The following is a 12,461-nucleotide window of genomic DNA, read 5'->3' as shown; positions in this document are numbered from 1 at the left end:
CGCGTTGGGCTGATATTCTGGAACGATCAAACGAGTTTTGTGTTCCCCAGGGAACGAGATCGATGTCCCCAGGGACGAATTTCAGCGGGCCCATGGCGGAAAAACCAATCAAACTCCTGACATATAACGTCCACAGCTGCATCGGCAGCGATCGTAAGCTCGATCCCGGGCGCATCGCTTCGGTCATCGCCGAGGCGCAAGCCGACATCATCGCTCTTCAGGAGGTCGACGTCCTCAGACGCAGGACCGGCGGCATCGACCAGGCTCATACGATTGCCTCGCTTCTCAAGATGCAGGCCCATTTCCATCCGGCGCTGTCGGTTGCCGAAGAGCAGTATGGCGATGCCATCATCACCGCCTTGCCGACGGGAGCCGTCAAGGCCGGACCGCTGCCATCCATCGGCGAACAGCGCGGCGCCCTTTCCGTCGAAATCCTGGTCGGCGACAGAAAATTGCTGGTCGTAAACACCCATCTCGGCCTCCGCGGCCGCGAGCGCATGGGGCAGATGACGACGCTATTGAACTCGGGCTGGCTGCGCGGGACGGCAGAAGAACCGCTTCCCACCATCCTCTGCGGCGACTTCAACGCCATTCCGTCGTCGGCGACGTACCGACTGGCCGCGCGATCGTTGAAGGACGCCCAGCTGGCAGGCAGTGCGCGGCCGAGAGCAACCTTTCCCGCCCGCTACCCGCTGATGCGCCTCGACCACATCTTTGTCACCAGCGATCTCATCGTCAAACAGGCGACGGTTCTGGAAAGCCGCTTGGCGCGGATCGCCTCGGACCACCTTCCTCTCGTCGCGGAAATCGGTTTTGCCTGATCGTCCGTATGCTTGGGTCACCGCTGCATGACGAGATCGGCCGCGCGCATCGTAGCCTGATCAGGCTTGCGATGCGCGGTCAGTGACGACTGTAGAGCGGCGGCACCACGTCTTCGTCCGCAAGCTCCGGGTAGAGCTGCCGCCTTACGCGGTCGAGTGCTTCAGCCTCCCTGCGGTTCCGTTCCAGGAGAACGGCGGTTACGTCCTTGTAGGGCGCTCCGTCCGACACGGCGACGCGGACGGTTCCGCCCTGCGAGAGAAAGTCGCAGAACGACCGTACCGAGCGAAGACGGGTGGTAATCTCGACGTAGCGGTCGTCATGTCCAGGCATGTTCGCCTCCGTTGCGGATATAAGATGTCACTAATATTTCGGCGAGAACATGGCGACCGCACGATTTCGATCGGTCGATCAAAATCAACGAATAAAGCGCCATCTCGTCCTGGGCTGCCATGCGTCCGGTATCAACTTCTGGCGAACTTCCGGTTCATTGCGGCAACGACCAAGGGCATCGCCGTCGTCGTCACAGCCCCCAGAGGGAGCTGCCTGATGGCCCTCGTGACTACGAATGTAGCCGCCATCGCGCCTGCCAGCTTGAGCCACGGCTGGGTGCCGAGCTGCGCATGAGCACTGGCATCTGCCCACCGGACGTTCTGTACTACGACGGTCGCCGCCTGCCGCTGGATCACGTGAAGGCGAGCACGAAGGTTTTCGAGTTCTTCTCTTAGATCTCGCAACCGGCTTTCCAAGGCATAATCATCGGACACCCGCAGGGCATCCTCACTGAGGCCTTCAGCAGGAACATGACCGCCGAGCGTCGCAAGATACGCCCGATAATCGGCCTCGCTCGCGAAGCCCTCACGCCTGATCAGATCAGGATTGGCGTTCGTCTCCTGGAAGGCAGCCGGTGCGCTACCGGCATCGTCGCGCATATCCCTATTTGTGCCGATGTCCCCGAGTTCGTCCTTGAACATGATGCATCTCCAGTTAATCCCTGGCGATAGAACGCTCGACGGCTCAGAAGGATGCATCATGCGCCGCCCGCGATTGCCCGTTCGTCACGACGCGCCGAAAACGCTGGAGACAAACGGAGCGCCTAGCATTTCCTTGAATTGCTCTAATCGTAAAGTTCGCCGTGTCCAATCTGTTCCTGCCTGGCAGATACGTCGCTGATGACAGGATCGTCGGCCGGATCGGGATCCTTCTTGTTGGCATCGCTTAGAAACTGCGCGGCTTTGAGGATCGCCGCGGTTATTTCTCCGGTTGCCCATCCGGCTTCATTGGCCGCAGCAATCAGGCTTTCCAAAGCCGCGCGCGCGGCATCGGTCGCCTCTTCAAAGCGCTGTACGGGAGCTTCGGTTTTCGGGGCTGGAAAGGTCATCGGCATTCCCTCCATGGATCTGCTGTTGGAGAGGAACGCAGCCCGCGGGAAATGGATGCACGACCACGCCGATTTAACACGTGGATGCCTAGTCCGCGCGCGGCATACGAAATTGGCTTTCGGCCTCAGATGACCGTCTGCAACAGAAAAGGGGAGCGCTCCAGCGGACGCTGGGCAAGGATCCTCAGCATCGCCGGGCCCTGTATGCCAGTGGTCGTCGTAGAGCGGCCGTCGTGATAAACCACCGTCATGACGCGGCTGAGGCTATCGTACCTGATCTGTGCGATCGTGCGCGTGTGAACCGGAAAGATGAATTCGTGGGGCTGAGATTTTCGCCCGGAGCGCTTCGAGCTCATCGTGGTGCCCCGGCAAAACAATAGCAGTGTTGGCCCGGCCGCCCCCGGCTCAGGACACGTGTAATAGTCGGCAACACATCCCTCATCGAGTATCTCCAATGCGCTCAAAAACAGACCAAGCGACCAAGCAGTCAGCCCGGCAACCGGCGACCTCTAGGTCAGAGGAGTTTGGCCTCAGCCTACCGACGCCGATCAAGCACATATTGCTTCCATGGTCGCGTGACATCGGCGTGACACGCAGATCACGGCTCGAAAACCTGCCCGGAACAGCTATTGCGAAGTGTCAGTCCCCGGGACAGCCGTCAATGCAATGTTCTAAGTATCCCGTGGGCTTGGGCGGCCTGCGGCCAGCATTCGACTGTGCTTGCGAGCGACCGAATGGCTTTGTCGGCGACGAAAACCGCATCCCCGAGCCGCTCGATCTCGCAATCGAGTTCGTATACTTCGACTTCATCAAGCCCTTCACTGTCCAGCAGCCGCCTGCAAGCCTCGATCAGGCGCTCCGTGCGCCCGACAATATCAAGAGCACGTCGTATGATGATGTCGAGCATGCAGTTGCCCCCGCTTGGATAATCAAGTGTCGGGCATAATCGCGACGCTGACAATCCCGAAATCTTGTCAGATGCGCTCGCGGATAGTCTCGTAAAGATCCCTCAGCTCGCGCAGCGCTGGTTGATGGCGACGGCGCGGCGGAGAGGCACGGCGTGCAGCGAAGGCGAGCGCACCCACGGCAGCCGTAACGATGAGGAGCGTCGAAACCGGATAGAGCTTCACCGCCGCTTCTGTCTGACGCATTGCCTTCCGGGCACCTCCCTTTACCGATCGAGCGCCATGGAGGATCTGATGCTGGAGCGCGTCGATTTGTTGTCGCAGCGTGTTCAACTCCTCCTGCAGACCGTGATCAGCCTGTCGGGGAACGCCGACGGAGGCCGTGTTCGTATCGATGACGGCTTTCGGCACCGGCTCGCCGATCTTGGCCCCTTTGGTGTCGAGGGTCATCGTCTCAGTGCTCTTGCGTCGCGGCATCATCAATTCTCCTTCCCAGAGCATCTATCCTTTGTTTTGCGCAATTCCCGACACAATACCCGCCGGGTTGTTTTCGCTGGAATCGCTGCAGCATGGGGCCGAAAGTGTGAGCGATTTTCGAACATCATCATGCCTGTTCTAGTCGTCGTCGAACGAGAAGACTGGCCGGTAGTGGCGCGCCGCGATCAGCAAGCTCCGGTCAGCTGGATGATGTAAATTTCCTCGACCTGACGTCCCCATTGATCGGTGAAGCTGTGCGGGAAGGACGAACCCACGGGTGATTTCGTCAACTTCGTGCGAGGCTGACCACTATACGTGATGCTGCCGGGAATGGGGGCCAATCCCCCCGACGAGTAGTAGCCCGCGCCAGTCGTACAGCCCGTCAGGACAAGGGCGAAGACCACCCCAACTCCCGTGCTCCGCTTCATTGAGACCTCCAACTACCTGCGCAATACTGACTTCATCGCCAATGTAACAGGGGACGGCAGACATTGTTCCAGAATTCGGCAGGAGGCGTGGGAACAAATTCCTCGGAACGTCATGGCGATCGACTTGAGTGGATCGGCAGGGCTCTCGGCCAGCCTGCAGTGACGTCGTCACACGGCGACATCAGGAATGGGCAAGCCCAGGATCGCGGCGTGTCCACAGAGCTTCTCCCAAGCCACCTCGCCGACCGGCACGCCCTCTTCCAATGCGAGACGGCGCTTTCGTGCCGCGCTATCACCCGGCATGCGGACCGGGCCGTTGTTCCAGGGCGCGGACGGGTTGCTGCGACATGCGGAGGCGAGAAAGTCGGACTGGGCCGTAAAAGCACCCAGCCCAGCGAAAAAGGCGGGGTCGATAACCTGCAGAAAAGCGCTTTGCGAAAACACACCAGCCGGCGCGTTCGCCCGCCCCTTGCCGGAAAGCCCCTGCCCCAGCAATTCGACGATCAGCCCGAGCCCAAAGCCCTTATGTCCCTTCAGCTGGCCGCCAAGGGGCATCATCGTCCCGCCACGTTCGGTCACCTCGCGCGGATCATCGGTCGGCTCGCCTGCGGCGGTGAAAGCCCAGGCCTCGGGGAATTTCTTGCCTGTTTTCGCCAGGTTTTGCGTCATCGTCGTGGTGGTGATCGAAGCCGAGACGTCGATCAGGATCGGATCCTCGGATGTCGGGAACCCTGCCGCCATCGGGTTCGGTGTCAGGAGCGGCTTCGTGCCGCCATAGGGCGCGACGCGGCTTGCCGCGGGATGCGACACCGACAGCTGCACGATCAGGCCCTGCTCGGTAACCTGCCGCATGAAGGCCGACAGAGCGCAGGTATGATGGCAGTTTCGGATTGCCGCGGTGACGACACCATGATCGCGTACCCGTTCGCAGGCCAGATCGATCGCCTTGGTCAGCAACCATGCGCCGGGCAAGGATCTGCCGTCCCAGACAAATGCTGCGCCGCGGTCATTGACCACCTCGTAGCTGCCCGCCTTCGCCAGCGAACCATCCTCCAACGCATCGACATACCAATTTAGCAGACTGACGCCATGCGTCTCGTGGCCGATCATGTCGCCTTCCACCAGGACGGCGGCTGTCGTTTCGGCCTTGTCGGGCTCCATCCCAGCGCGGGTCAAAATCTCTTCGGCGAATTGGGTCAGGGTAATGCGGTCAATCAAAGGCATGGGCATCCGTCCGTCAGGGCGTGGAAAGCGCGGGCCAAAGGAGGCCCGCGCTCTGGTCCGCAAGTTTACTTGAAGCGGATCTGCGACAGCTGCAGTTCGGAATTCGTTGCGATCGTCGGCTTAAAGTCGAGACGCGACGAAACCCGGGTGAAACCGACCATATGAAACATCGGGATATCGGCGATGATCTCGGTGTTCACCTTGGCGAACAGCTCCTTCCAGAGTTTCGCGCGCTCGTCGCCGGTGGCCGAGGTCGCCTTGGCGATCAGGGCGTCGACTGCGGGATCCCGGACCATCGAGTGCGAGCCGTCGCTCGCATATTTCACGAAGGCGGTGAAGACCGGATCGCCGGTCGCATTATCGTGCTGCGACTGGGTCAAAGTCGGACCGGAATCGGCGACGAAAGGTGCAACGAAATAGCCGTTCCACACGGAAACGTCGTACATGTCGAGCTTGACGTTCAAGCCGACATCCTGAAGCATTGCCATCATCGCTTCCATCGCTTCGGTGGCATTGGGATATTGCCCGTTGCGGCCGATGATGCGGATCTCCTGATCGACCGGAACGCCGTCAGCTTTCGCGGCTTTGACCAATTCCTTTGCTTTTTCGGGATCATAGGGCCATGCGGGGATATCGGCATTGTAGCCGATCGTTGTTGGCACGACGAGTTGTGTGGCGATCTTCGCCTGTTCAGGGAACAGGGTTCCGAGCATTGCCTGACGATCGATGGCGAGGTTCATCGCTTCGCGTATGCGTCGGTCGTTGAGCGGTGCCGCGCGAGTGTCGATGCGCAGCGATGTCGTCTCCGAATTCGGATAGGCGAAATCGGTTTCCTTGTTGGTGGCATCCTGTACCGATACGGCCGGAACGATATCGGCTTCGCCGGCATCGACCATGGCGGCCGCGACAGCGCTATCTGAGCGGAACAGATAGGTCGCCTGTTCCACCTGCGGCTTCTCCCCCCAATAGTCCGGATTGCGCTTCAGCACGATCGACTGGCCGATCTCCCATTTGTCGAACGTATAGGGGCCGGTGCCGATCGGCTTGCGGGTGAATTCGTCTGCTGGCGTCGCTTCGGCCGACTCCACAGCCATCACCGTCATCAGCAAGGGAAGAATCGGCTGGGCTGGTTTCGTGGTAATGCGGATCGTGTTGGCATCCGGCGTCTCGAAACTGAATTCCGTGCCGCCGAAATACTTGCCGCCGGTCTCACAGCTGAGCTTCTTGTTCTTGTTGCGCTCGATCGTGAACTGGACGTCCTTGGCGGTGAACGGCTTGCCATCGTGCCATTTGACATTCGGGCGCAGCTTGAACTCCCAGGTGTCATCGTCGATCTTCGACCATTCCGTCGCCAGGCGGGGTTTGAGGCCGCCATTGACGTAGTCGAACTCCACCAGCATCTCGTTGACGTTTTCAGAAATCACCCGGCCGACGTCCTGGCGCGCTGCCATGCAGGGCTCGACGACATCGACGGTTTCGGCAAGCACAACAGTGACGTTGCTCTTGGCATCCTCAGCAAGAGCCGAGCCCATACTCAGCCCGATCACGGTGGTTGAAAAGCAGGCTGCTGCCAAATGAAGCTTCATTTCGTTCTCCTCCCATGCGCCATCGGCGCTCCTTCCAGCAAATCTTGGTCTTGTCTTTGGGTGGCTCGGCCCTCGCTTCCTCCTGCCAGAGCCGATCTAATACATAAGCGCACTAATATACTAGTTGAGAAGTGCGATCAAGCGCGATGCCCGAGGCACGGACTTTCCAACCTGGCTGAACACTCAATTTTTAGTGGGGCGAAGCGGTCAGTCCGCGCATCTCGACCTCGTCACGAGCAAGGCTGGCGACGGCGTCCGCATCGGTCCTGCCTCGAAGCCGGCAAATGATCGTCGCGAAGTTTCGTCGCGACGATCCATTTGGCATTCCCCAGTCTCAGTTCCGCAGATCTTGGGGCAACAGGCCGGCGGGGAAATTTTGGTAGGCGACGGGGCGCAGAAACCTGCGGATCGACATGGTCCCGACGCTCGTCGCACCGAAATTGGTCGAGGCCGGATAGGGTCCGCCATGCACCATCGCATCGACGACCTCGACGCCGGTCGGGAAGCCATTGACCAGCACTCTGCCCGCCTTCCTTTCAAGGATCGGCAGCAGGTCGCGGGCAAGGCCAAGATCTGCGTCGTCCATATGGATCGTCATGGTCAGCTGTCCCTGGAAGCTCTCGGCAAGGGCGACCATCTCTTCAGGCGAGCCGACGCGCACGACGAGCCCGAGCGGACCGAACACCTCCTCGCTGAGCGAATGATCGGCAAGCCAGGCCAAACCCTTCGTCTCGAACAGGTTCGGGCCTGCAGCACGGTCAGCACTCTCTGTCGTCAGAACCGGCGAGACTGCGTTGCTTGCCCGCATGCGTTCGACACCTTCGTGATAGGCGCTAGCGATGCCTTTGGTCAGCATGGTCTGCGGCGCCACCTTTTCAAGAGCGGCCTTGGCAGCCCCAGTGAACTGGTCCGCCTCCGGTCCGTCGACGACGACGGCAATACCGGGATTGGTGCAGAACTGGCCAGCGCCAAGCGTCAGCGAGCCGGCCCAGCCTGAACCGATCGCCTCCGCCCGGGCAGCGGTCGCGGCCGGCAGCAGGAACATGGGATTGACGCTGCCGAGTTCCCCGAAGAAGGGGATCGGCTCAGGGCGCTGGGCGCAAAGGTCGAAGAGTGCACGACCACCGGCCAGCGATCCGGTAAAGCCGACGGCCTTGATGGCGGGATGCGTCACCAGAGCCGTGCCGACATCACGGCGCCCTCCCTGAATCAGACTGAAGACGCCGGCCGGCATTCCGGTGCGTTCGATGGCAGCCGCAACCGCCTCGGCAATGATTTCACCTGTGCCGGGGTGGGCTGAATGTCCCTTCACCACCACAGGGCAGCCGGCGGCAAGTGCTGCTGCCGTATCACCGCCGGCCGTCGAGAATGCCAGCGGAAAATTCGAGGCGCCGAAAACGGCGACCGGGCCGATCGGCCGCTGCACCAGACGGATCTCGGGCCGCGGCGCCGGTTGCCGATCGGGAAGCGCTGGATCGATACGAGCGTCGAGATGCGCGCCCTTGCGGATATGCTCGGCAAACAGCTTGAGCTGGCCGGTGGTGCGGGTGCGCTCGCCGTTGAGCCGACCTTCCGGAAGCCCGGTTTCCTGGGTTCCGATCAGGGTAACGGCCTCGCTGCGTCTGTCGATCTCCTCGGCAATTGTCTCGAGGAAGATCGCGCGCTCCTCACGTGTCTTTGCTGCATAGGCAGCGAATGCCGCTTCGGCAGCGCGGCAAGCACGGTCGACCAGTTCCGTTGTACCAACGGCAAAGTCGTGTGCCGGCCCGTGCGCAGGCTCGGAGCGAAATGTGGTCGTTCCTGCAATCCACTCGCCGGCGATGAGATGCCTGCCTGAAGGGGTCCAGCTCATTGTTATCCTCCTTGGCGGAGCCTTGCTCCGTCCTGATGATCAGATGTTCGAGATGCGCCGCTCTAGCGGCCGTTCACCTTCCGCCATTCGGCAAAAAGCGCCAAATTGCTTTCGTCGGTGGCCGGGTAGAGGCCAATGATCGTATGTCCTTGCTTGACGCGCTCCGTGACAAAATCCTCGTAAGCGGTCATCTCGACCGCTTCGTCGGCGATCTCGTCGGCGATTTCGGCCGGGATGACGATCACGCTGTCGTCGTCGCCAACCATGATATCGCCTGGGAAGACCGCCACATCGCCGCAGCCGATCGGCACGTTGATGTCGATCGCCTCATGCAGCGTGAGATTGGTCGGGCTGGAGGGACGATGGTGATAAGCGGGAATCTCGAGGCCGCCAATGGTCATGGCGTCGCGGAAGCCGCCGTCGCTGACGACGCCGGCCCCGCCGCGCACCATCAGACGGGTAATCAGGATGTCGCCGGCGGAGGCGGCGCGCGGATCCTTGCGGCTGTCCATGACCAGAACATGGCCTTCGGGGCAGGTCTCTATGGCCAGCCGCTGCGGATGTTTCGGGTTGCGAAAGACGTTCATGGCGTTGCGGTCCTCGCGTGCCGGCATGTAACGCAGCGTGAAGGCCGGGCCGACCATGTTGCGGCCCTTCGGCTGCACCGGCCGGACGTCCTGGACCGTCTGGTTTCTCAGACCGCGCTTGAACAGCGCCGAGCAGAGCGTCGCGACGGAGACACCCATCAGCTTTTCACGGGTTGCAGGGTTCATATTTCCTTCTCCTCGTTCCAATTCAGGCGCCGAAGCTGCGCGTTTCCACGGTCCAGTCACGGGCTTTGCCCGTCAGGCTGCAGCCAAGTCCCGGACGCGCGGGCACGATCATCCGGCCGTCTTTGATGTCAAGTTGCTCGTTGAACAGCGGCGCCAGCCAATCGAAATGCTCCACCCACGGCTCATGCGCATAGGCGGCCGCCAGGTGCAGATGGATCTCCATGGCGAAATGCGGCGCCAGGCGCATACGTTTGGCCTCCGCTTGCGTGCAGATGCGCAGAAATGGCGTAATGCCGCCGACCCGCGGCGCATCCGGCTGAATGAAGTCGACCGCATCGGCTCGGATCAGGGCCATGTGCTCGTCGGCGCTTGCCAGCATCTCGCCGGTGGCGATCGGCGTGGCGAGTTCGCGCGCCAGTGCGGCGTGACCCTCGGCGTCATAGGCATCGAGTGGCTCTTCGATCCATTCGAGATTGAGCGGCTCGACCAGCCGGCCGAAGCGCAACGCCGTCGTGCGGTCCCATTGCTGGTTCGCATCGACCATCAGCGGTACACGGCCATCGATATGGCTGGTCACCGCATCCAGCCGGCGAAGATCGACCATCGGATCCGGCTGCCCGACCTTGATCTTGATGCCGCCGATGCCGGCGGCAATAGAGTGATCGATGGCATCACGGATTTCCTCGACACTCGACGACAGGAAGCCGCCAGAAGTGTTGTAGCAGGCGACGCTGTCGCGATGGGCGCCAAGCAGTTTTGCCAGCGGCAGGCCGGCCCGTTTCGCCTTCATATCCCAGAGGCAGATGTCGATGGCGGCAATTGCCTGCGTCGCAATGCCGGAGCGGCCGACCGAGGCCCCGGCCCAGCAGAGCTTGTCCCATAGCCGCGCGGTATCGTTGGGGTCTTCGCCGACCAGGTTGTCGGCAATCTCGCAGGCATGAGCATAGAGAGCAGGCCCGCCTGCCCGCTTCGAGTAACTGAAGCCGAGGCCACTATGGCCAGCTTCGGAGACGATCTCGCAAAACAAAAACGCCACTTCCGTCAGCGGTTTCTGCCGGCCTGTCAAAACCTTGGCGTCGCTGATCGGCCGCGCCAATGGCAGATAGGCGAGCGACAGTGTGACAGACCGGATGGCGTCCAGCTTGGCCGGACCTGCCGCAAAGCCAGCCTTGGGCGGCTGTGCAGGGATCGTGCGTCGATTGGGATCAAGCATCGTGGTACCCTCAGTTGATAGCCGGCTCAGGCGTCTTGCCACCGAATTCCGTCGTCAGGAAGTCGAAATCGCAGCCCTTATCGGCCTGCTCGATATGGCTGGAGAACATGAAACCATAACCGCGCTCATAATGCCGCGTCGGCGCCACCCAGGCGGCACGCCGCGCCGCGATCTCCTCTTCGGAAACCAGCATATTGAGGCTGCGTGAGGGAATATCAAGCTCGACCATGTCCCCCGTTCTCAGCAATGCCAGTGGGCCGCCGATGTAGGATTCCGGTGCAACATGCAGAACGCAGGCGCCAAAGCTGGTTCCGGACATGCGGGCATCCGAGATGCGCACCATGTCGCGCAGGCCGAGCTTCAGCAGCGCCTTCGGCATCGGGATCATGCCCCATTCCGGCATGCCGGGCCCACCCTGGGGGCCGGCATTGCGGAGCACCAGCACGGTATCCGGTGTTAGCGGATAGTCGGGATCGTCGATGATCTTTTTCATCTCCGCATAGCTGTCGGCGACCAGCGCCGGGCCGCAATGGCGATGGAATTTCGGGTCGCAGGCGGCTGGTTTGATGACCGCGCCATCGGGACACAGGTTCCCCTTCAGCACGGCCAGCGAGCCTTCGTGATAAACCGGGTTCGACAATGGCCGGATAACGTCGTCATTGTAGATTTTCACCTGGTCGAGGCCGTCCACCAGCGGTTTTCCCGTGACGGTTATCGCGGTTGGATCAAGCTTTTCGCCAAGCTGCTTCATCAGCGCCCGCAAGCCACCGGCATAGAAGAAATCCTCCATCAGGTAGGTCGAACCGGAAGGTCGGATGTTGGCCAGAACCGGTGTCGTGCGGCCGATGCGATCGAGGTCATCGAGTTCCAGGGGGACGCCGGCGCGCCGCGCCATGGCGATCAGATGAATGATCGCATTGGTGGAACAGCCGGTCGCCATGGCGACCGTGACGGCATTTTGCACCGCCGCGGGTGTGATGATCTGGTCCGGCCTCAGGTCCTCCCACACCATATCGATGATCCGGCGGCCACAGGCCGCCGACATGCGCTGGTGGTTGGCGTCGGCTGCCGGAATCGAGGAGGCGCCCGGCAGCGTCAATCCCATGGCCTCGGCGATCGCCGTCATCGTCGACGCCGTGCCCATGGTCATGCAATGGCCGTAGCTGCGGGCAATCCCGCCTTCGATGCCCTGCCACTCCTCCTTGGTGATCGTGCCGGCACGCCTCTCGTCCCAATATTTGAAACCGTCGGTCCCGGAGCCGAGCGTCTTGCCGGCATAGTTGCCGCGAAGCATGGGCCCGGCAGGCAAATAAACAAAGGGAATGCCCATGCTGACGGCGCCCATGACAAGACCCGGCGTCGTCTTGTCGCAACCACCCATCAGAACGGCGCCGTCGACAGGATGGCTGCGCAACAGTTCCTCGGTCTCCATCGCCAGCATGTTGCGATAGAGCATGGTGGTCGGCTTGACGAAATTTTCGGAAAGGGAAAGCGCCGGCAACTCCATGGGAAACCCGCCCGCCTGAAGAATGCCCCGCTTCACCCATTCGGCGCGCTCGCGGAAATGCATGTGGCACGGCTGGGCATCGGACCAGGTGTTGATGACGGCAATGATCGGCTTTCCCTGCCAATCCTCCGGCGCATAACCCATCTGCATGGTCCGCGACCGATGACCGAACGAGCGCTGATCATCCGGCAGCATCCATCGGGCCGACCGCAATTGCTCGTAAGTTTTTCCAGCGGTCACGGCTTTTCTCCCATATTTTGCGCGCTCCTCCGCGACGCCGTTCTAACTGATATTTT

At 61.4% G+C, this 12,461-nt stretch carries 13 protein-coding genes and 1 pseudogene; 1 reads left to right on the top strand and 13 read right to left on the bottom strand.

Going from position 1 to position 12,461, the window contains the following annotated elements; translation table 11 throughout:
• Positions 1-92: 92 nt before the first annotated feature.
• Positions 93-821: an endonuclease/exonuclease/phosphatase family protein gene (locus tag ATY29_RS00920; RefSeq protein ID WP_037092715.1), complete on the top strand. Its 729-nt coding sequence runs from the start codon at positions 93-95 to the stop codon at positions 819-821.
• 79 nt (positions 822-900) lie between these two features.
• On the opposite strand, the gene ATY29_RS00915 is transcribed toward ATY29_RS00920, so the two are convergent.
• From ATY29_RS00915 to araD, 13 genes and pseudogenes are all read right to left on the bottom strand, one after another.
• Positions 901-1,152 carry a hypothetical protein gene (locus ATY29_RS00915; protein ID WP_003572697.1) on the bottom strand — a complete coding sequence of 84 codons (252 nt, stop codon included), beginning with the start codon at positions 1,150-1,152 and terminating at the stop codon, positions 901-903.
• Between the two features lie 131 nt (positions 1,153-1,283).
• A complete protein-coding gene (locus ATY29_RS00910) occupies positions 1,284-1,793 on the bottom strand; it encodes a hypothetical protein (RefSeq protein ID WP_003572699.1) in 510 nt (169 codons plus the stop codon).
• 143 nt (positions 1,794-1,936) lie between these two features.
• Positions 1,937-2,200, bottom strand: a complete 264-nt coding sequence (locus ATY29_RS00905) for a hypothetical protein (RefSeq protein ID WP_003572700.1) — start codon at positions 2,198-2,200, stop codon at positions 1,937-1,939.
• Positions 2,201-2,325: 125 nt separating this feature from the next.
• Positions 2,326-2,556, bottom strand: coding sequence for a hypothetical protein (locus ATY29_RS00900; RefSeq protein ID WP_003572701.1), 231 nt, complete (start codon positions 2,554-2,556; stop codon positions 2,326-2,328).
• A 302-nt stretch (positions 2,557-2,858) separates the two neighbouring features.
• A complete protein-coding gene (locus ATY29_RS00895) occupies positions 2,859-3,107 on the bottom strand; it encodes a hypothetical protein (RefSeq protein WP_025417670.1) in 249 nt (82 codons plus the stop codon).
• A 67-nt stretch (positions 3,108-3,174) separates the two neighbouring features.
• Positions 3,175-3,582, bottom strand: a complete 408-nt coding sequence (locus ATY29_RS00890) for a hypothetical protein (RefSeq protein WP_003572703.1) — start codon at positions 3,580-3,582, stop codon at positions 3,175-3,177.
• A 138-nt stretch (positions 3,583-3,720) separates the two neighbouring features.
• Positions 3,721-4,010 (bottom strand): annotated as a pseudogene (locus ATY29_RS38275) (hypothetical protein).
• Positions 4,011-4,178: 168 nt separating this feature from the next.
• Positions 4,179-5,240 carry an Ldh family oxidoreductase gene (locus ATY29_RS00880; protein WP_172644322.1) on the bottom strand — a complete coding sequence of 354 codons (1,062 nt, stop codon included), beginning with the start codon at positions 5,238-5,240 and terminating at the stop codon, positions 4,179-4,181.
• 59 nt (positions 5,241-5,299) lie between these two features.
• Positions 5,300-6,820, bottom strand: a complete 1,521-nt coding sequence (locus ATY29_RS00875) for an ABC transporter substrate-binding protein (protein ID WP_097534615.1) — start codon at positions 6,818-6,820, stop codon at positions 5,300-5,302.
• A gap of 334 nt (positions 6,821-7,154) precedes the next feature.
• Positions 7,155-8,672, bottom strand: a complete 1,518-nt coding sequence (locus ATY29_RS00870; RefSeq protein WP_097534613.1) for an aldehyde dehydrogenase (NADP(+)) — start codon at positions 8,670-8,672, stop codon at positions 7,155-7,157.
• Between the two features lie 62 nt (positions 8,673-8,734).
• Positions 8,735-9,445 (bottom strand): ribonuclease activity regulator RraA, encoded by a 711-nt coding sequence (locus tag ATY29_RS00865; RefSeq protein ID WP_025417666.1) that lies wholly within the window; start codon positions 9,443-9,445, stop codon positions 8,735-8,737.
• 22 nt (positions 9,446-9,467) lie between these two features.
• Entirely contained in the window at positions 9,468-10,658 is a 1,191-nt protein-coding gene (locus ATY29_RS00860; RefSeq protein ID WP_097534611.1) for an L-talarate/galactarate dehydratase, read from the bottom strand.
• A gap of 10 nt (positions 10,659-10,668) precedes the next feature.
• Entirely contained in the window at positions 10,669-12,405 is a 1,737-nt protein-coding gene (gene araD / locus ATY29_RS00855; protein WP_097534610.1) for an L-arabinonate dehydratase, read from the bottom strand.
• Positions 12,406-12,461 lie beyond the last annotated feature (56 nt).

Source organism: Rhizobium hidalgonense, from assembly GCF_002914525.1.
GTDB classification, from domain to species: Bacteria; Pseudomonadota; Alphaproteobacteria; order Rhizobiales; family Rhizobiaceae; genus Rhizobium; species Rhizobium hidalgonense.
Note: the sequence above shows the minus strand (reverse complement) of the source record. Positions and strands in the feature narration are given on the sequence as shown.

What these genes read in the sequence shown, in the direction of transcription:
- ATY29_RS00860 (WP_097534611.1), bottom strand. Translation starts at nt 10,658, where the DNA reads ATGCTTGATCCCAATCGACGCACGATCCCTGCACAGCCGCCCAAGGCT.
- ATY29_RS00915 (WP_003572697.1), bottom strand. Translation starts at nt 1,152, where the DNA reads ATGCCTGGACATGACGACCGCTACGTCGAGATTACCACCCGTCTTCGC.
- ATY29_RS00905 (WP_003572700.1), bottom strand. Translation starts at nt 2,200, where the DNA reads ATGACCTTTCCAGCCCCGAAAACCGAAGCTCCCGTACAGCGCTTTGAA.
- ATY29_RS00870 (WP_097534613.1), bottom strand. Translation starts at nt 8,672, where the DNA reads ATGAGCTGGACCCCTTCAGGCAGGCATCTCATCGCCGGCGAGTGGATT.
- ATY29_RS00895 (WP_025417670.1), bottom strand. Translation starts at nt 3,107, where the DNA reads ATGCTCGACATCATCATACGACGTGCTCTTGATATTGTCGGGCGCACG.
- ATY29_RS00865 (WP_025417666.1), bottom strand. Translation starts at nt 9,445, where the DNA reads ATGAACCCTGCAACCCGTGAAAAGCTGATGGGTGTCTCCGTCGCGACG.
- ATY29_RS00880 (WP_172644322.1), bottom strand. Translation starts at nt 5,240, where the DNA reads ATGCCCATGCCTTTGATTGACCGCATTACCCTGACCCAATTCGCCGAA.
- ATY29_RS00890 (WP_003572703.1), bottom strand. Translation starts at nt 3,582, where the DNA reads ATGCCGCGACGCAAGAGCACTGAGACGATGACCCTCGACACCAAAGGG.
- ATY29_RS00875 (WP_097534615.1), bottom strand. Translation starts at nt 6,820, where the DNA reads ATGAAGCTTCATTTGGCAGCAGCCTGCTTTTCAACCACCGTGATCGGG.
- ATY29_RS00920 (WP_037092715.1), top strand. Translation starts at nt 93, where the DNA reads ATGGCGGAAAAACCAATCAAACTCCTGACATATAACGTCCACAGCTGC.
- ATY29_RS00900 (WP_003572701.1), bottom strand. Translation starts at nt 2,556, where the DNA reads ATGAGCTCGAAGCGCTCCGGGCGAAAATCTCAGCCCCACGAATTCATC.
- ATY29_RS00910 (WP_003572699.1), bottom strand. Translation starts at nt 1,793, where the DNA reads ATGTTCAAGGACGAACTCGGGGACATCGGCACAAATAGGGATATGCGC.